Here is a 25,853-nt window from a genome sequence, read left to right on the forward strand (position 1 = left end):
GGGTGCGACAAATCTTAAGAAGAATTTCATTAAAACAAGCCGCGTGAATTTATAACACAAATGCATTCTGGGTATCCTATTTTGCATGAAAAATGCCTTCCATTAAAGACTGAAAGAAACAAAATGTGAAAATGCGTAATCACCATGTTTTAAAAGATATTACAGTGGGTGCTTTAAAGCCGAATAAAAAACAACCGGAAAGAGGAAAACTCGTTTTCTCCTTTATATCTTTAATCTTCTAACGATAAGGCAAAAAATAAACAGAATAAGTATAAAACCAGGCATTTTATAAACCCGCAAAAAACAATAAAAGAAGTACAATGCCCTCAGTAGAGAATCGTAATTTTTATGCCTTTCCACGCTATCTTGTTGTAGAAGATCAAATATGGTTATATTCTGTAAATTCACTCGTGTATTGCTTGCTCTCTAAAAACACTTTTACAAAAGTGCTCGTTGTTTAGTTTAAGCATCATTTTTTTGAAGCTCGTATTTAAAATATCAGAAAAAAATGAACATAATGGCTATTTTGATTTTTATGCCACCCTCAAAGAACAAAGTCTTTTAACCTAATCTACTCTGTAAACAGTCTAGTTTCCTACCGAGTAGGTTTCTCTCGCTTTCCACGCATGCGATTCACTTAAACTAAAGACTCGATAAACAGACTTAAGAATATTCACCATGCACTTCTTAAAATACTTAATGTATCAAACAGGCTACCTTCACCACCCCTCAAATGACAGTATGTTACGGCATAACAGGATAAATAAAACCACTAATTTCAATAGAACGAAAGACCAAAGCAGTATTATTACCGATCTCTCTTTTCTTAGCAAGAAAGATATAACACATTGATTTATAATGATAATTCGTGGTTGCTCAACTTGAATAAGAACCCTGAATACCGTAAGATTCTCTCATTTCAAATCTGTGTATGTTAAATCAATCAAAATCACTTGCTTACACGTCACAAGCGGGAAAAGCCGTGTGGGGCAAAACATCAAAGAAAAGACTAAAAAATTCCTCTTATGAACCGTCTTAAAAGCCAAGAGCTGTCCGCAACATTGGGAGCGAGAAAAGTGAATGATTGTGTCGGCATGCTCCTTCAAAAGCAGAAACATTTTTATTTACAAAATTGTGTAATAACTTCAATTGAATAATAATCTTGATCACTGTACAACTTTAATTCGTCACACTCTTTATCTCGTTTATTCAATTCATCACATAAAAAGAGAATTGATAAGATTAAACAGAGAATGATCATTGCAACAGAAAGATAAAGAAAATCCTTATTATTATATATAATAGCGCAATCTAATTTGTGATAAGTAGTTTTTTCAATCCAAGTGCAAATTTCCTCCTTTAAGTGCAATTTTCTTATTAAGATGAAAAGCATCATTGTAAGTGAACCTATGCCTGTTGTAAAAGCTGGAAAATATGTCCACCTTTTGAAGCCATAATAAAAAAACATGCAACATGGCCAAGAAAATGCCGCGATTATCAAGAGTATTATAGCCATTGAATATCCTTCGAGAGAATTTTTCTCATTATCCATTCAATGTCATTTGTAAATTCTTCTTGGTTTCATCATGTCATATATCGTGTTTAGCTCTATGCAAAAACGCGCTATTTGTTTAACATTTTCATCATCACCGGTCCTCATACTCGACACGAGATCAATCATTTGTGTTTTGAAACTCATGCCATTTTCACTTGAAGAATTAAGAAACTTTTTCGCGTAATCAATCATGGGGTCGGTAGAATTCATAGACATATTATAGGCCCAGATAAAATCGCTTTCTCTCCAATTATAGTCATAACGCAAACTGCTTATGACATTGAGTAACATATCTGCTGATATCCATTCATTATAATCACCACGCAATAAATTAACAAAACGTCCACATAAAACAATCAGTATGTGACGATGCCGTATAATGTCAAACTTTGGTACGATATTCTGATAGCCACGGCTATAGACGAAATTTCTTGCTTGTTCCTGCTTTTGAAAATGTTCAAAAGCCTCGTATTTTTCACTTATATATTCTTCGTAAAGTTTATTATACTACTCTAGACTATCTACGCGCGTACATCCCAACAACACAGATACAAAAAAAGAGTTATAAATGTTACAACACGCGTTATGGATAACGATTTCATCGCTTTACCTTTTAATGACCATAATTTGTACGGCTTAACAGATTCCTATCAAATATATCAATATATGCTGTTTTCTTGTGGCTTATTTATAGCAAATTGTACTCAACAATATTTCTGTACTTGGTTTTATTCCCTCTCAACGAGGGGAGATATCATTCAAAGTTTCCATAGATAAGTTTATTATCTGGATTAAGAGTATTTTCTAACATCAGAAAATACAGAGCTAACGCCACAATCAAAGAGAAAATACTCAAAAATGAGAATGTACAACGTAAAAAAATTATCTCAACAAGATGATTGATATTTTAAAGAAAACAGCAATAAAATCCGCTAAATATACCAACAATAAAATAGATCATCAAAATATCAAAATCGATCATACGGGAATTCTTATGAGGACAGGCTATAAATTGTCCGACTGCTTAAATTAGCTCTAATGAGATAAAGGGTTAGCAGCAAGGAACCAATGAAAATGGGGAAAACTGCTTCATCACCATTCCTTAATAAGCATATAATCTGGCACAATCATTTTCTTTATCAGCGTCCAATCTTATCAGCAACTCTTTGTGCAATATTCATGAGCAGCATTTTTATTTCCCTTTTAACGATTATTATGCCACGCCCACTTATAACGTACAAGCAGATGACTTTGATTGCTTCAACATACATAGATTTTAAATAAGAATAACTGAGACTATTCAGCTTTCTCATTCAACATGCAAAAACAACGATGCGCCTTAATAAATAAAAGCCTTGCCCCACTATGAAACCCTATAAAATACGTATCGTAATAAGTTAATATTTTCACTGAACTTTTTTGAGAGTTCCTTCTAAAAAAAATACCGCCAACAAGTAAATCAATAAATAAATAGCAAAAATATAAACGAGTGAGAAAAAGCCAAATATATTGACCATATACGCACTCATGTAAAAAAATACCAATAAGCTAAATCTCCCAACGGTTGACAAGAAAGATTCATATGTAGCCCTGAAATGATCACTAATACTATCGTGCAAGATAACTTCTACACGAAGATATGTATACTTAATGAGATAAAAAATCATACAGACTAAAATGACAGCCATTTCTTTTCTTGGTTCAAAGAAAGCGACTGTAGAAATCAGTAAAGCCGAAAGAAACAACAGTAAAATAAAATTCACTCTTTCACTTAGTTTTGTAAAGAGAAAACTAGCCAAGAGCTGAGAGAGCAATATTAATGAAAATGTCACACCAAGATCAAAATAAGTGACATTAATATTATGATCTTTAAATATCCACTGCCAATACTGCGAGAATATATTGAAAAAAATCAATGAAAAATAAAAGCATAAAGAGATATAAGGAACTTTAATAAAAATAGATAACATCTCCTTAGCTTCACAAATGAGAGAATTCGCTTTATTTGGTTTTTTCTCCCCCTTCAAGTCATCAAGAAAAAACAAACCAAATAGTGTCGTCATCAACATTAAAAACGCCGCGATATACCATATATATTGGCTAGAATAATCAGCAAAATATGCCCCGATTAAACTGAATATAAACATGCCGATGTAATTATATTGAGAGCTGGAACCAAGCACTTTTTTAGTGGATGTCAATTTTTCTTTTGCATATTGAACAAGTAAAGCATTATAGGCTCCAGCAATTAATGTCAGCGATAAGGCATTAAAAGTTTCTGCCAAAAGAAAACCATAAAAGCTTGTAGAAAATCCCATGAGAAAGAGCCATGTGGCAGCAAAAGCCGCTGCCAAAACGATCGATATTTTATAACTTTTTCGATCAGCAAAATATCCCAGAGGAATATCGGTAACCATCATAATAAAAGCCTGAAACGACTTAATGACACCTATATCAATAAGCGTTAAGCCTTTTTCAAGCATATAAAGACAATAAAGGCGCCAGTTAAAATCCTTATACCGTTAAATAAAAAGCCAAACGCTAATATACTTGTCATGCACTCCCCCAATAACGCCAAAAAAGGCACCCGTATACATCATTTTATATCAATATAAAAGCTTACATTTTACGACAAATAGGACTATAATCGCTATAAGGATTTCCAATCCTATCAATTTGATACCCCAAAAAATGCTGGGAAAATGCCTGAAAAATCAATAAACAATGTTCTTTCTATAATTTGATATTTGAAGAATCCGTTAAATATTTTACTGTCTCAAGAGCAGCCAAAAAACCAGCAACAACATTTACGGATCTATTTAAAGTATTCATATCGTTTTGCTTAATAGTCTTAACACACTCAAACTCATTAATATCCTTCATAAGCTTCTGATTCTAAAACAGGCATATCATCTGGTTTTACCTAAAATAATAAGCAACCAACAACAGTATTGACCATAGCTAAAGCAGCATACAACAGCACCATCTTCACATTGAAGACAGCTTGTTTAAAAAAAAACGACACACCCTTTTTACTTCAACCTTATGCGATTTTTACCTCAACCTTGCCCAAAGCGTGTATGAATATAATCACTCAAAAGCGCTTCAAATTCTTCAGCAATGTGATCACCCCGTAAAATTTTTACCTTTTGTCCCTCAATAAAAACAGGTGCCGCAGGACTTTCCCCCACTCCAGGCAAAGAGATTCCAATATCCGCATGCTTTGACTCCCCCGGTCCATTGACGATACATCCCATCACAGCAACCTTCAAGCTTTCAACGCCAGGGTATTTTTCACGCCAAACAGGCATATTTTTGTATAAATCTGCTTCAATTTTTTGTGCCAATTGTTGAAAGACCGTTGAGGTTGTGCGCCCACAACCAGGACAAGCCGCAACAACAGGCAAAAATTGCCGAAACCCCATCACTTGCAAAAGTTCTTGCCCCACCTTTACTTCTCGTGTCCGATCACCACCAGGTTTTGGTGTTAAGGAAATTCGTATCGTATCACCAATCCCTTGCTGTAATAAAATACCCAAAGCCACCGAAGAAGCAACAATGCCCTTTGTTCCCATCCCAGCTTCCGTTAATCCCAAATGAAGAGCATAATCACAACGCGCCGCCAAGGTGGTATAAACAGCAATAAGATCTTGGACATCACTCACTTTAGCAGAAAGAATAATTTTATCACGCCCCAATCCTAACTCTTCTGCTAAAGCAGCCGAAAGCAAAGCCGACTGAACAACAGTTTCCCGCATCACTTCAGCCACAGATAAGGGTTTTTCTTGCTGTGCATTTTCATCCATAAGCCGTGTTAACAACGCATTATCAAGAGAGCCCCAATTCACGCCAATGCGAATAGGTTTATGATACCGACAAGCAATCTCTATAATTTCTGCAAATTGACGATCTTTTTTTGCGCCAAAACCAACATTTCCAGGATTGATGCGATATTTTGCAAGCGCCTCAGCACACGCAGGATGCTCAGATAAAAGCTTATGACCAATATAATGAAAATCCCCCACCAATGGGATAAAAAATCCTAACCTCTCCAATCGCTCCCGTATTTTTGGTACAGCCGCCGCCGCTTCATCGCGATCAACAGTAATTCGAACCAATTGTGAACCAGCTTGCCAAAGAGCAGCTACTTGAGAAACAGTTGCATCAACATCAGCGGTATCTGTATTAGTCATTGACTGTACAACTATCGGGCTCTGCCCCCCAATAATCACATCACCAACAACAACACCAACAGATCGACGACGCTCAAGTGGTTTAGATAAAAAATAGGTCGTACTCATCAAGTCCTCAAATTTTTAAAACCTGCGCTATCAATCATTATTTACATTGACTTCCTCCGCGCTTCAAAGGACGAAAATTACACCGCCCACCAATCTTAACAGATTGCTCTCAAAAGGTTCTACCTACTAACACTGATGCAATACAATTCATAGGTAGATTCATTCTATAGACGCACCGGATAAGTTCTACTACTTCTGTTCAAGTTTATACTTCTACACTTGGTTGCTTCAAAAAGAAACTGAAACAAAACAGAGACAATACTGTATTTTTAAGTTGCATGCCGATACCTTAATCAACGTCACCACAAAACAATGTTTTACAACACAACAGATAACGCCTATCAAAGCGCAATTTTTAAAAATGCATGAAAGACATCGCCAAATTAATCCAACATATTGATTTATAATAATCTATTTTTTACAAATTTGAATAGCAACCCCAAATATCGTAAGATTTCCTCATTTTAAATCTTCTTAATTGAATCAATCAATACCACTCCCTACAGCCACAAGAGAATAGATAGATAAAAACTCCTTATAAACTATTTCAAGTGCCAAAAGCTATCCCAACACTTTAAACAAACAAAAAAATGAAGACATCGCCCACCATCTTTATGAATGAATCTTACACCATTTTGTAAAAATTTTTACCTTACATCCTTAACAAACACCATCACGAAATGAACTCAAGTACATTAAGAAATGCCTCATTAAACCCAAACTTTTAATTCTCATCTCACCCACGCGCGGCATTATCAATGCAACCTTTCAATGTTCAAGCCGTTATAGCAAAACCCCAAACACCATCCCAACTGTCACACAACAATTTAACACATGAAGGAGTCAATAAATGTGTCTATTTTCACCCCATAGAAAAAATGCTAAAATTAAAAAACGTATAGCACAATTAAAAAGAGAGCTGGTCCCCGTAAATCATTGGAGTTTTCAAAATGATAGCTTTGAAAATATTTCTGAGCTGTTTAACACATGGAAACAAAAAGGCCGTCACGCACTTTATCACCTCAACGAACATGCTACAGAATTAAAGAAAAAAGCGAAAGAAAATCCTAAAAAAACCCTCGCATTAGCAGCAGGAGTCGTTTTAGTAAGCTTCTTACTGATCCGTAAAAATTAATAACACAACCAATAACCTTCCCTTTTAATGCCCGCCTTAAAACGGGCATTTTTATGGTTTACAAAATATAAACTTTACGTCTTCCTCCTAACTTTACGCCCTCACCCAAAAGGATAAGTTTCCCATCCGACCCAGTCTATAATCCAATTTTTTATCTGGCTTCCCCCTACCCCCATCTTCCAAACATGCGGTGACACCACACCTCAAAGGACAGTGTTGTGCAAAACCACAAGCAAAGCTTCCAATACTCCACCCCCCCTACTGAGTTAGTTCAAAAGAAATGGAAGTGAGTAAAGATGCATGCGCTTTAATATTCTAAGGAACATTATTTTACATCATGACATAAAAGTATAAGAAGCCTAAGAGCTTTAAAACATGTAGTATAGCAAACCAAACGAAATCTTCCAATGTAAACAACCACTTGCTATAAGTAAATGACGCAAAAATTAAACTGAAAAAACCCAAAATTTCATCCTCCAGAATCGACTCGCTGCGAAGTATCTACATAGGTAACCACGGACATGCCAGGAATGAGTTTTTCAATTCCTTCCTGCCCAGGATCTAAAGCAATCCGTACTGAAATACGTTGCGCAATTTTGATAAAATTACCAATTGTCGTATCCGTTTTTAACAATGAAAACTCTGAGCCTGTAGCAGGTGCAAAACGAACCACACGCCCTGTTAACTTTTTGTTGTTCAATGCATCAACAGAAAAAACAACCGGTTGTCCCACACGCATCTGAGAAAGTTGCGTTTCCTTATAATTAGCAATAATCCAAATATCATCAGAAATAACAGAGACCAATTGTGTCCCCGGCATAACATATTGCCCTACCCGCGCTCCAACTAATCCAATATAGCCTGTTCGAGGAGATAAAATCTTTGTGTGATCGAGATTAAGTTTTGCCAACTCAACACTCACCTTCGCTCCCGCAATTTCTGACTGTAAACTTTGCCGTTCAAGATCCAATTGTTTTTGCAATTGGCGTTTTGTTTCGAGAGCTGTCAAGAGTTGTGAAAGAGGACGAGAAACAGAACTTGCCGCATCACCAAAACCTAACTTTTTACTATCTGGAACAACATTGGAAAATGCTCGTGAACGCGCCAATTCCACCTCTGCTGTATTAATTTCGCCCTGCAAAAGCTGTGCTTGTAATTCAATACTTGCCAGTTTTGCATTTTTTGAATCGAGAACAGCCTGTGCCCGTGCAAGCTGCTGCCGAAAAAGAGAATCATCGAGCTCAAAAAGCAGCATTCCCTTTTCAACACGTTGATAATCTTGCACATAAATCCGTGCAATCACCCCAGAGATCTGTGAACTAACCAGAGTAACATTGCCCTTAATAGAAGCATTATCCGTTATTTGAATGTTACTCACAAAAGGAGGAAGCCTCCAAGCCCACAAAATCAGCAAAACACCCGTAATGCCCGATAGGAATGCAACAATCGTAGCTTTTGACCGTAATTTTTTTATCATTTTTTGCACCCCTCTTTCTATGACATTACTCTACTTTTCTAATGCACGCAAAGAGCATGACTTAACAATCATTGTGACAAGAAAAATAACGAATACAACCATTGAAATATAAAAATAAAGCCGAAAAACGTCATCATAAGCAAAAATATTTGCTGTTAACTTAAATTTCTCTATCAACATAGAAGTACCCTGCTCACTTCTCAAGCCATTGGGAACAGAAACACCATAAGAAGGCGAAAATAAAGTATTCATCTCACCAGAAATAAGCGGATCAGTAATAATAATATTTTGTGTTAAGGACTCAAAGTTCTTATGGGCAAAATAAAACTGAAGGCTGCCAAAAAAAGCCGACCCCATCAATCCCCCTGTCACTTGCGTTAGCAAAAAAACAGCAATAAAACTTAAAACGTAACGCGGTCCTCGCTCACCAGCGATCACAAACCCTTTGAAAAGAGCCGGAGGCAAAAAAAGTGCATAACTAAAACTCACCAACCCTTGGCTCAACATCATATCTTGTGGGCGCGTTAAATGGTTTACATGACTATCTAAATAAGCTCCTAACGCCAAACAACCCAAAGACAACAAATAAAAATAATCCTCACGCCCCGCCCGTAAAAAAAAGACACAAACAGCCCCCCCTAACAGAATCCCTAATGTCACCGCAAGATACATGGGCGCCATCTCACGATTGAGCAAACCAAAAAGATTAAAAAACCCTACGGGCAAATTTGACCGCTCCAATAAAAAAACATGAAAAATAAATAAAATAAAAACAGATTGGACCATTTCTTTACTGAAAATCCAACGGAGATCAATCAACGGTTTTTCTCTATTAAGCTCAATAATAATAGCAATAGCCAACGAGAAAATAGCAAGTGCGAGCCCCCAACCAATCCATGGTGCTTCATACCACCAATACAATATGCCAACAGACATGATCACAGCATTTAATCCAAGACCAAGAGCAATCAAACCATAGCTTATCCAATCTAATTTTTGAATAACCTTACTACGCACAACAGGAGTAAGAGGCAAAGTATAGATACAGACCAAGCTGATAAGAACCAACCCCATTTCCAGAGCGGAAAGACTGGAAAAACCACCATTTTCCAGCAAATCAGGAGAAATCAAACGTGATAAAGGTGCCGCTAAAGCCGCATTCATATAATTCAAACTAAGACCAACAGTAAACTTCTTTGCTGGAGCAAAAGCCTCCATCATATAAAGCAGCGCAAGCGAAGCCAAAGGAGCAGCAGCAATCCCAGCAAAAAAGCGAATAATCAATGCAGAACGCAAATCCGTAACAAAGAGCTGCAACACGCAAACCAAAACAAAGCCAAGAATTGATAATTCAGCAAAAGCGCGCAGCCCAAATTGATAGCGGATTTTGATCAACATAATCGCTACACTCACATTTGGCGCCATATAAGCCGCTACCAGCCATGTCGTCTCGGCCAAAGTTGCATGAAAATCACCCGTAAGATGGACAATGTTAGACTGAACAATATTAGCCCCTAAACCATAAGCCCATTGCAAAATAAGAGAAGCAAAAATATAAACAAAGCACTTTGGCAAAGGTCCCGCAAAGACACGACCAGGATGAGGAAAAGGTTTTGCACTCCTTTTAGCAGACACAACCGTACTCTTTTTTCCGCTCATGTCATCTTTTCCTGTAACTCTGCTACGCTTCTATCAACACAGCACCATCAGCTGACAACTGCTGGAAAAAAGCCTCTATTTTATGATTGTCCTCATCACTTGTCCCTCCTTCTAACGTCGCTTGAATCTGCAAAATCTGCTGTTCTAATACATCAAAAGAAAGATTCTCTACAGCCACAACGTGCTCTACCAATAAAGAGCAGCCTGAAAAGGTAATATTTGCAACGCCCCCGCATACAACAAATAATTTTTCACCCACAGAGGTGCGAACACGAACACTGCCCAACACAATACTTGCCACCAATGGCGCATGATGCGCCATAACTGTCAAATAACCTGAGGCTGAAGGAAGAACAACAGACACGACCTGCTCTGAAAACACAATTTTTTCAGGCGATACAAGCTCAAATAAAAAATGCTCTTCTCTATTGTTTTCCACAAAAGTCTCCACAATACCCGATATAAGGACTCTCCGTTTTCTCCAACGACTCGTCCTTTTTAACGAAAAATACCCATGACAGTTTTCTCTTGAATAAGAAGCTTCTTACTAAGAAGCCTCTGCCATGAGACGCTTTCCTTTTTCAAGTGCTTCATCAATCGAACCAACCATATAAAAAGCAGCTTCTGGCAAATCATCATAATCGCCAGCACAAAGCCCCTTAAAGCCTTTGATTGTCTCTTCCAAAGGAACGAGTTTCCCCGGTGAACCAGTAAAGGCTTCCGCAACATGGAAAGGTTGCGAAAGGAAACGTTCAATTTTACGCGCCCGCCCCACCAGCAATTTGTCATCTTCAGAAAGTTCATCCATTCCAAGAATAGCAATAATATCCTGAAGCGCTCTATAACGTTGTAAAATGGTTTGCACTTGACAAGCAACAGTGTAATGCTCTTCCCCCACAATCAATGGATCCAACATACGCGAGAAAGAGTCAAGCGGATCAACCGCTGGATAAATCCCCTTTTCCGCAATAGAGCGCGAAAGAACAGTTGTTGCATCCAAATGAGCAAAAGACGCTGCCGGCGCCGGATCCGTCAAGTCATCTGCCGGAACATAAATTGCCTGAACGGAAGTAATAGAGCCTGTTTTTGTACTAGTAATACGTTCTTGCAACGCCCCCATATCTGTTGCCAAAGTTGGCTGATACCCCACAGCAGAAGGAATACGCCCTAAAAGAGCAGACACCTCAGCTCCTGCTTGCGTGAAACGGAAAATATTATCCACAAAGAAGAGAACATCTTGTCCTTCATCACGGAAACTTTCTGCAATTGTCAATCCTGAAAGAGCCACACGCGCACGCGCTCCTGGTGGTTCATTCATTTGCCCGTAAACAAGGGCACACTTTGACCCTTCCGTTGAACCATTATTCTCTTTTGGATTCACATTCACGCGGCTTTCGATCATTTCATAATAAAGATCATTTCCTTCACGTGTACGTTCTCCCACACCAGCAAATACAGAATAGCCACCATGTGCCTTTGCAATATTGTTTATAAGCTCCATAATGAGAACGGTTTTTCCAACACCAGCACCACCAAACAAGCCAATTTTACCTCCTTTAGAATAAGGGGCTAACAAATCCACGACTTTAATACCGGTGACAAGAATTTCCGAAACAGTCGATTGCTCAACATATTCAGGTGCCTCTTGGTGAATAGAACGTGTTTTGGTTGAAGCGATTGGTCCCACATTATCCACCGGTTCCCCAATCACATTCATAATACGTCCCAACGTTGCTTCTCCTACAGGAACGCTAATTTGTGTGCCTGTATCCACAACCTTTTGGCCCCGCATCAAACCATCAGTCGTATCCATAGCAATCGTACGCACGGTATTTTCACCCAAATGCTGCGCAACTTCTAATACCAAGCGATTGCCTAAATTCTCTGTTTCCAAAGCGTTGAGAATATTTGGCAATTCACCTTCAAATTGCACATCAACAACAGCACCAATAATCTGCTTGATTTCACCAACAGCGCCTTTTGCACGCTCTTCTTTTTTTGCGGATGTATCTTTTTTTACAGGTGTATCTTTAGCTGCATCACGCGCAGGTACAGAGGAAGCCTTTACATCCACTTGAGATTTCGAAGCGGCTTTTTTCACGCTGGAACGAGCAGCTGGTTTCTTTTTTTCACCTTTTTCTGTTCCTTTGCTTGAGGTTACTGCTTTTACCATCAATCCTTACCTTCTCCATTTAAAGCGCTTCAGCGCCCGCAATAATTTCGATCAATTCTGTCGTAATCTGTGCTTGACGTTGACGATTATAAGCCACCGTCAATTTACTAATCATTTCACCCGCATTGCGCGATGCATTATCCATAGCTGTCATCTTGGCGCCCATTTCACCAGCAACATTTTCTAGCAAAGCCCGAAAGATTTGCACCGAAAGATTACGTGGTACAAGGGCCTCTAAAAGAGACGCAGCATCAGGTTCATATTCATAAACAATCGATTGTGAACCTTTGTTATGATCGGTTTGCTCCACAATATCTATTGCCCTAACAGTTGCTTTTGGAGCAACCATTGGAATCAAATCCAAAGCTGTTGGACGCTGATTAATTACGGAAACAAATTCAGAATAAAACAGCGTACAAACATCGAAAGCGCCTTCATTGAATAAATCAACAATCCGTTGACTAATCATCACTGCTTCTGCAAAACCAATTCGCTTTACAGCATGCAAATCGATATGATCAATTATCAAGCCTTTGTAATCACGCGATAAAATATCCGCGCCTTTTTTACCCACAGTGATAATTTTTACTATTTTATCAGCCGCCAACAATGCCTTAATCTGTTCACGTGCACGACGAGCAATTTGCACGTTAAAAGCACCACACAAACCGCGCTCAGCAGTACACACCACCAAAAGATGTACATCATCGCGCCCCGTACCACGCATAAGAGTAGGCGCATCAACACCATCTACATCAGCAGCAACACTGGTCAAAATATCAGCCATTCTCTTCGCATAAGGGCGTGCAGACTGCGCTGCCTCTTGAGCACGATGCAACCTTGCCGCTGCAACCATTTGCATAGCTTTGGTAATCTTTTGTGTTGCTTTAACCGAAGCGATACGGTCTCTAAGATCTTTTAGTGAAGCCATTCAAGCATTCCATCAATTCATCACGAGAAATTTTTTGCATAAGTATCAAGAACAGTTATCAACTTATCTTTCAGCTCATCTGTTATTTGCTTTTGCTCAGCAATTGCCTTTAAGAGATCTTGATAATCACTACGCAAAAGCACTAAAAGTCCCTGCTCAAACCGCACAACATCAGAAACCGCCAAAGCATCAAGATAGCCATTCACACCCGCGAAAATAACCACCACCTGTTCTTCTGTTTTGAGCGGAGAAAATTGCGGCTGCTTCAACAGCTCTGTCAAACGCGCACCCCGATTTAACAGACGCTGGGTTGACGCATCCAAATCAGAGCCAAACTGCGCAAAAGCTGCCATTTCACGATATTGCGCCAATTCACCTTTAATCGAGCCAGCAACTTGCTTCATTGCCTTAATTTGTGCAGCAGAACCAACACGCGATACAGAAAGACCAACATTTACAGCAGGACGAATTCCTTGATAAAACAAATTAGTCTCTAGAAAAATTTGCCCATCAGTAATCGAAATCACATTTGTAGGAATATAGGCAGAAACATCATTTGCTTGCGTTTCAATAACCGGCAAAGCTGTCAACGACCCAGATCCATTTTCCGCATTCAACTTCGCAGCCCGCTCTAAAAGACGCGAATGCAGATAGAAAACATCTCCCGGATAAGCTTCACGACCTGGAGGACGACGCAATAAAAGAGACATTTGACGATACGCCACCGCCTGTTTTGATAAGTCATCATAACCAATCAAAGCATGTTGCCCATTATCACGGAAATACTCACCCATAGCACACCCAGCAAGAGGTGCAATAAATTGCAGTGGTGCTGGATCAGAAGCGGTCGCTGCAACAATAATAGAATATTCCAGCGCTCCACGTTCTTCTAAAACTTTAACGAATTGTGCCACCGTCGAACGTTTTTGACCGATAGCCACATAAATACAATAAACTTTGTCTTGCTCTCGTCCAGCCCCTGTCTCATGAAAAGGTTTTTGGTTTAAAAATGTATCGAGCAAAATTGCTGTTTTTCCTGTTTGGCGATCACCAATCACCAATTCACGCTGCCCCCGTCCAATAGGGATGAGTGCGTCAATCGCTTTCAATCCGGTCGACATCGGTTCATGGACAGACTGACGCGGAATAATTCCAGGAGCCTTAACATCGACACGACGACGCTCTGTTGCTTTAATGGGCCCCTTCCCATCGATAGGGTTTCCCAACGCATCAACCACACGCCCAAGCAAAGCGGGACCCACAGGAACATCGACGATAGCGCCTAGCCGCTTTACACAATCACCTTCACGAATATCACGATCTGAGCCAAAAATGACCACACCAACATTATCAACTTCCAAATTGAGTGCCATACCACGCACACCGTTTGGAAAGGCGACCATTTCCCCTGCTTGGACATTATCCAAACCATAAACGCGAGCAATACCATCCCCTACAGAGAGAACCCAACCAATTTCTGAAACCTCAGCCTTTTGGTCAAAGTTTTTGATTTGCTCTTTTAGAATTTTTGAAATTTCAGATGGTCTAATATCCATCAGCTGACCTCTTTTTTCAATGCAAGCTTAAGTGAAGACAATTTTGTGAGAAGAGACGTATCAATTTGAGACGATCCCACACGAACGATTAATCCACCAAGAATTGTTGGATCCACAATGATGTGCAGCAAGACTTTTCCTCCAACAACACCTTCCAAAGCCTCACACAACTCTTGTCTTTGTTGAGAACTTAAAGGGCACGCAGAAACAATTTGCGCAGTAACCTGCCTACGAGCGCGTGCAACACAATGCTGAAAAGCACGTAAAATACCAAATACGGCACTAAGCCTACGGTTTATTGCAATAACGCGTAAAAAATTACCAATGACCTGCCCTGCGTTTTTATCAGCAAATTTGATGTTTGCACAAACAGATTGCATCACCTTAATTTGCTCTTTAACTGAAAAGAATGGACTAAGCACAAAGCATTTTAAATCCTTATGCTCCAAAACAAGCAAAAGATCCTCTACTGCCTTTTCAACCTTTTCAACGTTTCCGGCTTCTTGAACGCAATCAAAAAGCGCTTGCGCATAGCGTTGATCTACCAACGGCAGCGGTATGAGAGAAAATGAATCCGACACGAAATACCGCCTCTTTCCCTTGAGCGACTCTCTGATAGTTATCAGATGAAATGAAACAGACATTCTCAATCTTAAGAATCTTTTTCTTAAAACCTAGAACAAAAATCACTTGGTTTCTAGCATAGACATAGCCGACTCGCAACACCACAAATCGCTGCTTTTTAAAAATTTTAATAAAATATTCAAAATATTTTTGAAAAGCATTTTTTTAGATATACAGGATGGCATCACAGTTTTTTTATGCTTCTTTTTGACATTCTCTGAGCGATTTTTTCACTCTCTTTGATTTTTCTTCAAATGCCCTTGCCACCATAACAAAACACTTCTTCTCTAAAAAACACTCCCTTTATCACCACAAGACCTTTAATGAGATGCAGCTGCGATTGAAAAAGTCTATTATTTCAAACTGATAAGAAAGAAAAAAACAATGAATATCCTCCTAAAAATTAAAGAAAACATTGCTCTTTTTTCTTCAAATACCCACTCCTTTTAAAAAATTTCACCAAGTAATATTTTCTTGTAAGCACACTCTTTAAATATACAAAACTTTGATTTATAATGACAATATATCATTTTTCATACCGGATAAGCTTCAAATATCGACAAATTCTCTCTTTTCAAATTTTTTTATCAAAAACATGACCTTCATTAAGCCCACATAGCTTCACTTTATATGGCACTATATTGCACTGATTTTAGAAGAAGCATAGATCAATATCAATTTGAACTCGAATAGAATTGGGTATTTTGGGTGTACAGCTAAACATTTTCAGCCCTTATAATCGCCTATCAAAAAGATACTGTCCCTCATACAAAAAAGAAGTGAAAGCCGAAATGATAGTGCCCTCGAAGAAGAGAAGCGATTCTGCTGGTTCTATAACAAAGATATTTTTTCCCGTGGCTCTACTTAATGCAATGGACATGTATCATATTTTGCTGCCTGGATGCTTATTCTGAATAATATAAGAGTTCAAGTAAAGCACCTTAAGCAAAGAGATCTTCACTTATGCGATACTGGTTTTAGAAAAAACTTTGCGGATCAATATCAATTTGAACCCGAACGGAACTGGGCATTTTGGGTGTACCGCTAAGCATTGCACGTATAAACCCTTGTATATCAAAAGAACGCTGTCCTTGCAGCAAAAGCCGAAAACGATAACGCCCCCGAACCAAAGCCAAAGGCGCTTCTGCTGGTCCCATAACCGAGATATTTTTTTCCCGTGGCGCTGCCTGACGCAATGCGCGCGCATAATGTTCTGCTGCTTGGCGCTGTTGTGCAGACACGATCAAAGAGGCAAGCCGCCCATAGGGAGGCAAATGATAATGCTGACGTGCTGCAATCTCACGTGTGTAAAAATCTTCTGGCTGGCATGCAAGTAAGGCTTTGATGACCGGATGATCTGGTTGATAAGTTTGCAATAATCCTAAACTTTTCAATCCCACACGCCCTGCTCTTCCGGTAACTTGAGAAAGCAGCTGATAGGTACGTTCACTTGCGCGTAAATCGCCATTGGCAAGACCAAGATCAGCATCAATAACACCAACCAGAGAGAGCTTGGGAAAATGATGTCCTTTAGCAACCAGCTGTGTTCCAATAATAATGTCCACATCGCCATTGGCAATGGCTTGTAATTCGCTTCGCAACTGCCCAATCCCTCCTTTGAGATCTGTTGAGAGGATCAATGATCGCGCTTGAGGAAAAAGCATTTGTGTTTCTTCGGCAATTCTTTCCACACCTGGTCCGCAAGCCACAAGATGATCTAAGGTTCCGCATTCAGGACAGGCTTCAGGAAATGGTTCATGATATCCACAATGATGACATTTCAGTTGCCCTTGCGCACGATGTTCTACCAACCAACTTGAACAATCGGTACAATGAAAACGATGTCCGCAAATTCGGCATAAAGTCAAAGGTGCATAACCACGACGATTAAGAAAAAGAAGAGCTTGTTCGCCCTTATCAAGCGTTTGTTTTAAAGCCCTTTCAAGAGCAAAGGAAATAAAGCGCCCCTTTTGCACCCCTCCTTGGCGCATATCAACCACCCGCAACTGTGGAAGTGCAGCTTCTTTAAAACGGGAAGGTAAATGCACCTTTTGATAACGCCCTTTTAAAACATTGGCTTGGCTTTCAATCGACGGTGTTGCTGAAGATAAAATAACAGGAAAATGCTCAAAAGAGCCCCGTGCAACAGCCATATCACGCGCATGATAAAAAATGCGCTCTTCTTGTTTATAAGCGCTATCGTGCTCTTCATCGACAACAATCAAGCCAAGCTCATGAAAGGGAAGAAAAAGTGCTGAACGAGCCCCCGCAACGACACGCACCCGCCCTTCTGCAACTTGCCGCCAGACGCGTTCTCTACGACGTGGCGTCAGATCAGAATGCCATTCTGCTGCCGCAGCGCCAAAGCGTGCATAAAAACGATCTAAAAACTGCTGCGTTAAAGCAATTTCCGGCAATAAAATTAAAACCTGCTTACCTCCTCTGAAGGCTTGAGCGACCGCTTCAAAATAAACTTCCGTCTTTCCTGATCCGGTAACACCATCAAGCAAAAAAACTTGAAACTGAGAAGATAAAACACCTTCCCGCAATAATGTTGCTGCTTCATTTTGCGCTCCCTGCAACTGAGGGGGACAAAAATCAGGATCAGGCATTGCCACAAGATCAGGAGCAGGAACCTTAACATCTTCAAAAATTCCTAGCGCTTTTAAACCTTCAACAACAGAAACCGAAGTTCCAGCCGCATGTGCCAGACCAGAACGTGTCCATATCTTCTCATTACGCACCAATTCCAAAATCCGTGATCGCGCTGGTGTGAGACGTTCTACATTTCCACCACAATATCGCAAACCCAGCATCTGCGCTTCCGGCTCTAAAGCAGCCGGTACCGACAAAACCAATCGTGCTACAAGACCAAAAGGTGCCATTGTATAGCGACTAACAAAACGCAAAAATGTGATCATTTCTGCCTTTAATGGGGGACAATCAAAAACATGAAGCAGAGAGCGTAATTTTTCACGCGCCACAGGAGCAGACTTTTGCCCATCGGCTGTCTGCTCTCCAACGTCCACAACAAAACCGCAAAGCTCACGCCCCATCAACGGAACCCGAACAAAGGAACCAACGTTCACCTCCATAGAAGATGGAACTTTATAACTATAAGCGTGAGCAACAGGAAGAGGAACCAATACGGATACAATCTTTTCCTCTATCATGTTTGAATTCATCTTTTAAACCAATCTACGACCTATTGAACACCAACAGGCCTAAACCTTAATCTTTAAACACTCTTATAAAATTCATTGCAGGATTCAATCCCCCCGATTACAACACTTTTCTAACAAAAATTCTTTTTAATACTCATTTCATCACCAAAGTGCCAATAAAAGAACCAATCTCATCGTCTATAATAAAAAACTCTATAGCAAAAAAAAACAGCGCCATTCTTCTGTGCAAATAAAGCGCATCACTATTAAGCATTCAACATGCTATCGGTTAAGTGCATCCTTCAACAAAGCGATCCCATAGTATGACTTCTTCCCAACGCACACTTTTATTTTTTTACCGCCTCATATCTCAATTTATCTTCAACAAACTGATTTATAAAGATATAATCATCATTTTACCTATCGTAATAAAACCCTCAATACGATGAATTTTTCTCATTTCAACCCCATCGAGGAACATTTGTAAATCCTTATTGATGAAAGAGTATCCCATGATTTTAATTATAGGGAGAATAATATTGCAAATGGAGCCGTTACAATATTCACCTTGGCTTTGTGCCAAAACGTGAAAACACGTGTATACATCTTTCAGCTTGATTGAGAATCAAGCAACAATACAAGCAGCACAAAAGCGTATTGTTGAAGAATGGAGAACACAGAATAAATCAATGTAATTGACCATAAAAAAACCCTTCATGCGTAAAATTTTACAGGCGTTCTTCAACAGTGTTTTACGACAAAATAAATCCATCCGCTTTCATCAAAAACAAAGTTAAACATACCCCCTAAAAAAGGAAGGTATCTTATGATGCACTCTCAAATATCAAGAGCAATCGCAAATAGGAAATGAGCAAAGTGTTTGATAATGCTAGCTTATTTCCATAAATATAAAAACACCGCTACGCAAAGATGCCAATACGCAAAAATGTTGGTACGCAATGAATTCTATACCTTATCACGAGTAACACTATGAAATGGGTGTGGAAACGATAAATCATATTTCTTTACCGAAAACGGGTACATGATTAACACCATAGCATTCTTGTTCTTTACACAGATATTAATTCTTTCTCTTGCTTTTGCAGTCAACAATAGCGCATAACAAAAAATAGGATAAAGCTAAAAAGAAGAGGTTAGAGATGAAATTTTTTGTGGATAGCGCCAATATTGAAGAAATTCAAGAGTTACAGAATTTAAGCCTTGTTGATGGTGTCACCACCAATCCCTCTCTTATCCTAAAATCAGGACGCAATATTCTTGATGTTACAAAAGAAATTTGTGCTCTCGTTAGCGGACCTGTTTCTGCTGAAGTTGCAGCAACAGAATTTGAAAACATGATGAAAGAAGCAGCTGTTTTAGCAAAGATTGCCGACAATATTTGTATCAAGCTTCCTTTAACACTCGATGGATTAAAAGCCTGTAAAGCCCTCACAGCAGCAGGACTAAAAACAAATCTCACCCTTTGTTTTTCTGCCAATCAAGCCTTATTAGCCGCCAAAGCAGGCGCAACATTCGTTTCACCTTTTATTGGTAGACTTGATGATTGTGGAAATGATGGAAGTGAACTGCTTCATGAAATTCGCACAATTTATGATAACTATAACTTTGAAACACAAATCTTGGCCGCTTCAATCCGCACCGTTAATCATGTCAAAGAAGCAGCACTCAGTGGTGCTGACATTGCAACAGTTCCACCAGCAATCTTAAAAGCACTGGTCAAACACCCTCTCACCGACAAAGGGTTGCAAATATTCCTCGACGACTGGAAAAAAACAGGACAAAATATTGCTTAATATCTAGAATTTTTATTGGAAAGATCTTTTGAAAGTAACAAAAAGATCTGTTCAGCCAACTCTTCCGCAACACGTTTTTTTGCATCTTCTTCTGCTTGCAGCGTTGCATATTCTTGACGAAGTCGCTCAAAAGATGCATTCATCATTGCTGTTCCTTTTGCAACAAGAGTATTTTTCATATCCTGCAAAGTGTAAGAAGCTCTGCTCATAACAGTTCCAACAGAAGGTCGTCCCTTTCTCTTTTTCTCGAAATCAACCTCTATCTGCATAGATTCTCTTGTAAAGACGGATATCTGTAATGCCAATTGATAAGCAGGTAGAGAAGGTTTAGCACCATTTCCATACAAAAGAAAAAGCAGATGGTTGCGCACCATTTGTCCAAAACGATCCGAAGGTTCTTCCACAACAATAGAAGCAAGCTTTTGCGCTAATCCCAAAGAAGCTTGTCCAGAAGGGTATCCAGAAGCAGGATTCCCATAAGAAGCAGAATCCATTGTCATTGCACTCTGCAACTCTTGACGGTAAAGCGGTTCAACTTTGCATCCACACAACAGTGTGAATACACCAGCTAAAATGACAAGAATAGAACTTCTAAAAAACGACATTCACAATCCTTTGTGGAACAACAATGATTTTTTTCACAGGCTTTTCAATTAGCTGCGCCTTTACAAAATCTAACGCCAAAACCGCTTCTTTAATCATCACCTCATCAGCAGTTGCTGCAACGCTCACCTCACCGCGTTTTTTACCATTAATTTGTACTGGCAAAGTATAGCATTCCGCAACGGTTAACGTGGGATCATAAATAGGCCAAGCAAGCGCAGATATTAAATTTTTTCCCCCTAAAGCAGCATGACATTCTTCTGCTAAATGGGGCATCATGGGTGCAATCATAGCAAGAAAAAAATCCATAGCTTGACGTAAAGAAGCTTTCATTTCATCGTCAACACTTTCTATCCTATTTAACAACGGCGCCATAATATTCAAGAATTCATAAAGGCGTGCAATAGCCCGATTAAAAGCGAATTTTTCCAAATCATCTTCTACAGCGTGGAGCGTGCGATGTGCGACCTTTGAGAGTTCCAAAGCCGCTCCCTGATGCCCTGCACAAGGCGCCACATCCTTTAAAATAGAAGCACTCACAGCCACATGGCGCCAAACACGCTGTACAAAGCGATGTGCACCTTCAACACCAGATTCTGTCCAAATGACATCCCGCTCGGGAGGAGAATCTGACAACACAAACCAACGCACAGTATCAGCGCCATAAGATGCAATAATATCATCAGGATCAACGACATTCTTTTTTGATTTTGACATTTTCTCAATCAAACCAATCGTCACTTCACTTTGATCGGTTAATTTATAAGCACACCGCTTTCCATCTTTTTCAACAATCGAAATTTCTGCTGGAGAAACCCACCCTTGATCATCCCGATAGGTTTCATGCACCACCATCCCTTGGGTAAAAAGCCCCTTAAAAGGCTCATCTACCGTCACATGACCGACCAATTTCATAGCACGCATAAAAAAGCGCGCATAAAGAAGATGCAAAATGGCATGCTCAATTCCACCAATATATTGTTGCACAGGCAACCATTCAGCTGTTGCTTGTTTGTCAACAGGTCCCTGCGCAAAAGGAGCCGTAAAGCGTGCATAATACCAAGAAGAGTCAACAAATGTGTCCATGGTATCGGTTTCGCGTTTGGCAGGTTGACCACAGGAAGGACAAGTAACATTTTGCCATGTTTCATGTCGTGCAAGAGGATTTCCTGGTTGATCAAAAGTAACATCATCAGGCAACACAACCGGTAAATTGGCACGTGGAACAGGAACAACCCCACAAGTTGTACAATGGATCATCGGAATGGGGCACCCCCAATAACGTTGACGTGAAATCCCCCAATCACGCAAACGAAATTGCACTGTTTTCTTCCCTTGCGGTTGCCCATTGAGCATTTGTTTTTCAAGCTTTTTAGCAGCTTCTTCAAAAGCTTGTCGGGGTGTCAAACCATCCAAAAAACTGGAATTGATCATCACCCCATCACCCGTATAAGGTGTTTCAGGTGTGACAAAATCTTCTGCTTGCTCTCCTTTTGGCAAAACCACGGGTTTTATTGGAAGATCATATTTACGCGCAAAATCGAAATCTCTCTGATCATGAGCTGGACAACCAAAAACAACCCCTGTTCCATAGTCCATAAGCACAAAATTCGCGATATAAACGGGAATATGTACTGTTGAATCGAAAGGATGAACAGCCAAAAGGGGCGTGAGAAACCCTTGTTTTTCAGCTGTTTCAAGTGCTGCCGTTGTCGTTCCACCACACCGACAATTTTCAATAAAAGCACTCAACGCTTTGTCTTTTTTTGCCAAAGCTTGTGCAATAGGATGATCAACAGACAGAGCCAAAAAGGAAGCGCCAAACAGTGTATCAGGACGCGTTGAATAACAAACAACCTCATCAAATTTCTCACAAACATCATCAGCATCACCCGCCGACTTTAAGGCCCAACGAATCAGCAAACCTTGTGATTTTCCAATCCAGTTTTTTTGCATGGTGCGAACTTTTTCCGGCCATTGGTTCAGCTCTTCAAGCCCTGCCAAGAGATCTTCACTAAAGTCGCTAATTTTGAAAAACCACTGCGTCAACTCACGTTGTTCAACCAACGCACCAGAACGCCATCCCCGCCCATCAACAACCTGTTCATTGGCCAAAACAGTATGATCAACAGGGTCCCAATTCACCTTAGCCACTTTACGTGCTACCAACCCCTTTTGATAGAAATCAAGGAACAACATTTGTTGGCGGTGGTAATATTCCACATCACAAGTTGCAAATTCACGCGCCCAATCTAATGAGAGTCCTAATTGTTTTAATTGCCCGCGCATGACCGCAATATTTTGATAGGTCCAAGTTTTAGGATGCACTTTATTTTGCATAGCGGCATTTTCAGCCGGCATCCCAAAAGCATCCCACCCCATGGGATGAAGCACATTAAACCCCTTGGCGCGTTTATAGCGTGCAACCACATCCCCCATGGCATAATTGCGCACATGCCCCATGTGAATGCGCCCAGAAGGATAAGGAAACATTTCTAAAACATAATATTTTTCACGAGCATCTTCTTGAAGAGTCTGAAAAATTTTCTTTTCATCCCAAATTTCTTGCCATTTTTTTTCTCTCGCACGTGGATTATAGCGTTCGCCTATATTATAATGTCCAATTGTCATTCCCATTATACTCTTTTAATAAAACAGAACCAAAAACTTGTTTTATTATGCTTGACCATGGATTAACCTCATCGTCAACATTTTCGTGAAATATTTCCCTAAGTATTTTATAAAACTTTAAAAAAAACGACCAACTCTTGAACAAAAAAGGTAAAGCACAAAAACATGAATACACAAACGCCCCTCGATGCCCCTTCCATTGAAGCATGGCAAAACCTTCAAAAAGACATTGCTGAAACATGTCAAGAGTTACAACGCCCTGTAGAAGAAATTGAACTTATCGCTGTTTCAAAAACTGTTTCTGCTATTGATATACGACCCCTTTTGCAAGCAGGCCAATCTTTATTTGCAGAAAACCGCGTACAAGAAGCAGCACAAAAATGGCCTGCTTTACGTCAACAATTTGAAAATATTAAACTCCATCTCATCGGTCCCCTACAATCAAATAAAGCCGCTGAAGCTGTCAAAATTTTTGATGTTATTCAAACGGTTGATCGTGAAAAAATAGCCAAAGTTTTGATGGAAGAAATGCAAAAGCAAAAAAAGAATCTCCCCTGCTATGTTCAAGTCAACATTGGGTTAGAACCGCAAAAAAGTGGTATAGCACCACAAGAAGCTACATCTTTTGTCAACCAATGCAAAAACAATTATGGACTTGATATCATCGGACTTATGGGCATCCCCCCTGTCGACGAAAACCCCGGTCCCTATTTCGCTCTTCTAGCAAAATTAGCAAAACAAGCAGGTCTTCCAAAGCTTTCCATGGGTATGTCCAGTGACTTCAAAACCGCTCTACAGTTTGGCTCTAATATCCTTCGCATTGGCTCCGCTTTATTTGGAAAACGCCCCGTGTAAAACAATTTTCCCTCATATAAATCTATTCCCCCTTCAATAAATTCCCATTGAAGATTCTACGAACAAGCCAAAAACAGCAGAAATGAGAAAAATATTTCCTTCAATCTCAATAAAGGAGCAATTCTAGCAAAAAAGATTCCAGTCCCTCTTTCATCCTGTTAGCAAAATAAGCAAAAAAGCTGGTCTTCTCAAATTTCTCACCGGCACATCCACAACGCGTACAATAGCTTCAAAATAGCATTACAATTTTGCTCTCATATTCTCGCACATTGCTTCTACTTTACTCCCCTCTGACCGCCTCTCCAGCAAAAGCAACATAAAAAATAAATCCTTATATAAAAGCAAAATGATAAGAGGGGCGTTGAGCATGAATGAAAAAACTGTCGCAAAATCACTAATAGCAAAAGAATATTGAATACGATTATCGCAATGATTTTCATTGAAAATCACGCATTCTCTTAACTTCTCCAACATGCGTAAACAATTTCCCCGCATGCCAATGGCGTAAAGCAGGCAAAAGAGGCTTATGGCTGCATAATACAATAACAAAACTCTTTCATGTAAGTCACTTGAGCAAAATAAACATCTCAAATACCCAATAGAGCACCAAGAGCCGCGCTAAACAACATGCTAGCAATCTATAAGATCAACGATAGCATAGAGGCTTTCTATGCTCTACAAAGCGTAAATACAGTCAATATCCGCCTGAAAAATAAAAGAACTAATCCCAAGCATATGCGCATAATACATGCAGGCAAAACAATGGCAATGAGACCGATTTCAATAACGATATTCCTTTGTCGTTCTCTTAAACAAAGAGAAAAACTTCAACTTTTCATATACGCAATTTTTCTAAATTTAAACTTTAATTAAGAAAAAACAGGAGATATTTCTTATATTTTAAAATATTGCAAATAATATTATTATCTTTTTAAGAATAAAATTTCATACATACATAATATATATATGATTTATAAATTATTTTTATTGTTATTTTTTTAAATTTATCTTTTATGATGATATAAAATACATAATAGCCATTTGAAATGTATCATTATGATACTACTTTTAATATAGATAATTAAGGAGAATTAATATGTTTGGTTCATTCAACACATTCGGTCATATGGCGACAAGTCCTTTTTTGGTCATTCGCACAATTCAAGACCTACTCATGGAAATGCATGTAACGTTAGTGGTTTTGCTAATAACATGTTTCACTCTCCACTCAACTAGCAACTGAGGGAGGACTAACAGGTGCAGCAGGAGGGTATCTGTTTGGAGGACTACAAGGTGCTCTTACAGGTAGAGCTGTAGGTTTTAGAGGGGGACTCATTAGAGGTGCTCTTTATGGCTTTGGACAATCAGCTTGGAA

Annotated in this window: 17 protein-coding genes; 3 read left to right on the forward strand and 14 right to left on the reverse strand. The window is 39.4% G+C overall.

The features are described 5' to 3' along the window. Positions 1 to 1,558 precede the first annotated feature (1,558 nt). From ACFINX_RS02510 to ispG, 3 genes are all read right to left on the reverse strand, one after another. Positions 1,559 to 1,882: a hypothetical protein gene (locus ACFINX_RS02510; RefSeq protein WP_375611730.1), complete on the reverse strand. Its 324-nt coding sequence runs from the start codon at positions 1,880 to 1,882 to the stop codon at positions 1,559 to 1,561. A gap of 1,079 nt (positions 1,883 to 2,961) precedes the next feature. Beyond that, a complete protein-coding gene (locus ACFINX_RS02515) occupies positions 2,962 to 4,038 on the reverse strand; it encodes an MFS transporter (protein ID WP_375668286.1) in 1,077 nt (358 codons plus the stop codon). Between the two features lie 576 nt (positions 4,039 to 4,614). Next, on the reverse strand, positions 4,615 to 5,856 hold the full coding sequence (gene ispG / locus ACFINX_RS02520; protein WP_375668287.1) for a flavodoxin-dependent (E)-4-hydroxy-3-methylbut-2-enyl-diphosphate synthase: 1,242 nt from the start codon (positions 5,854 to 5,856) through the stop codon (positions 4,615 to 4,617). Positions 5,857 to 6,706: 850 nt separating this feature from the next. Between ispG and ACFINX_RS02525 the strand changes: the two genes are divergently transcribed. Continuing rightward, complete coding sequence (locus tag ACFINX_RS02525) at positions 6,707 to 6,991, forward strand: hypothetical protein (protein ID WP_375611728.1); 285 nt, start codon at positions 6,707 to 6,709, stop codon at positions 6,989 to 6,991. A 469-nt stretch (positions 6,992 to 7,460) separates the two neighbouring features. Here ACFINX_RS02525 and ACFINX_RS02530 read toward each other — a convergent pair whose 3' ends face one another. The 8 genes from ACFINX_RS02530 to ACFINX_RS02565 form a co-directional block, all read right to left on the reverse strand. Then, on the reverse strand, positions 7,461 to 8,468 hold the full coding sequence (locus tag ACFINX_RS02530; RefSeq protein WP_375611727.1) for an HlyD family secretion protein: 1,008 nt from the start codon (positions 8,466 to 8,468) through the stop codon (positions 7,461 to 7,463). A 30-nt stretch (positions 8,469 to 8,498) separates the two neighbouring features. Beyond that, positions 8,499 to 10,127 carry an MFS transporter gene (locus ACFINX_RS02535; protein WP_375638260.1) on the reverse strand — a complete coding sequence of 543 codons (1,629 nt, stop codon included), beginning with the start codon at positions 10,125 to 10,127 and terminating at the stop codon, positions 8,499 to 8,501. Between the two features lie 22 nt (positions 10,128 to 10,149). Further along, on the reverse strand, positions 10,150 to 10,566 hold the full coding sequence (atpC, locus tag ACFINX_RS02540; RefSeq protein WP_375611725.1) for an ATP synthase F1 subunit epsilon: 417 nt from the start codon (positions 10,564 to 10,566) through the stop codon (positions 10,150 to 10,152). Positions 10,567 to 10,674: 108 nt separating this feature from the next. After that, the gene (gene atpD / locus ACFINX_RS02545; RefSeq protein WP_375611724.1) at positions 10,675 to 12,300 is read right to left on the reverse strand and encodes a F0F1 ATP synthase subunit beta; all 1,626 of its coding nucleotides are present in this window, start codon (positions 12,298 to 12,300) and stop codon (positions 10,675 to 10,677) included. A gap of 19 nt (positions 12,301 to 12,319) precedes the next feature. Beyond that, entirely contained in the window at positions 12,320 to 13,231 is a 912-nt protein-coding gene (locus tag ACFINX_RS02550; protein WP_375611723.1) for a F0F1 ATP synthase subunit gamma, read from the reverse strand. Between the two features lie 20 nt (positions 13,232 to 13,251). Then, a complete protein-coding gene (gene atpA, locus ACFINX_RS02555; protein WP_375668288.1) occupies positions 13,252 to 14,787 on the reverse strand; it encodes a F0F1 ATP synthase subunit alpha in 1,536 nt (511 codons plus the stop codon). Further along, the gene (atpH, locus tag ACFINX_RS02560; RefSeq protein WP_375668289.1) at positions 14,787 to 15,368 is read right to left on the reverse strand and encodes an ATP synthase F1 subunit delta; all 582 of its coding nucleotides are present in this window, start codon (positions 15,366 to 15,368) and stop codon (positions 14,787 to 14,789) included. Before atpH ends, atpA begins: the two co-directional genes overlap by 1 nt. A gap of 1,020 nt (positions 15,369 to 16,388) precedes the next feature. Continuing rightward, on the reverse strand, positions 16,389 to 18,584 hold the full coding sequence (locus ACFINX_RS02565) for a primosomal protein N' (RefSeq protein WP_375668290.1): 2,196 nt from the start codon (positions 18,582 to 18,584) through the stop codon (positions 16,389 to 16,391). 1,151 nt (positions 18,585 to 19,735) lie between these two features. On the opposite strand from ACFINX_RS02565, the gene fsa reads away from it, so the two are divergent. Then, positions 19,736 to 20,389, forward strand: a complete 654-nt coding sequence (fsa, locus tag ACFINX_RS02570) for a fructose-6-phosphate aldolase (protein ID WP_375668291.1) — start codon at positions 19,736 to 19,738, stop codon at positions 20,387 to 20,389. Here fsa and lptE read toward each other — a convergent pair. Next, on the reverse strand, positions 20,386 to 20,994 hold the full coding sequence (gene lptE / locus ACFINX_RS02575) for an LPS assembly lipoprotein LptE (protein WP_375628707.1): 609 nt from the start codon (positions 20,992 to 20,994) through the stop codon (positions 20,386 to 20,388). The genes fsa and lptE overlap by 4 nt on opposite strands. After that, positions 20,981 to 23,623, reverse strand: coding sequence for a leucine--tRNA ligase (gene leuS / locus ACFINX_RS02580; RefSeq protein ID WP_375638313.1), 2,643 nt, complete (start codon positions 23,621 to 23,623; stop codon positions 20,981 to 20,983). Before leuS ends, lptE begins: the two co-directional genes overlap by 14 nt. Positions 23,624 to 23,788: 165 nt before the next feature. On the opposite strand from leuS, the gene ACFINX_RS02585 reads away from it, so the two are divergent. Next, complete coding sequence (locus tag ACFINX_RS02585) at positions 23,789 to 24,478, forward strand: YggS family pyridoxal phosphate-dependent enzyme (RefSeq protein WP_375668292.1); 690 nt, start codon at positions 23,789 to 23,791, stop codon at positions 24,476 to 24,478. A 240-nt stretch (positions 24,479 to 24,718) separates the two neighbouring features. Here ACFINX_RS02585 and ACFINX_RS02590 read toward each other — a convergent pair whose 3' ends face one another. Beyond that, positions 24,719 to 24,952: a hypothetical protein gene (locus ACFINX_RS02590; RefSeq protein ID WP_375668293.1), complete on the reverse strand. Its 234-nt coding sequence runs from the start codon at positions 24,950 to 24,952 to the stop codon at positions 24,719 to 24,721. Positions 24,953 to 25,853 lie beyond the last annotated feature (901 nt).

It is taken from the genome of Bartonella sp. AP36NXGY (assembly GCF_042195865.1).
GTDB lineage: Bacteria > Pseudomonadota > Alphaproteobacteria > Rhizobiales > Rhizobiaceae > Bartonella.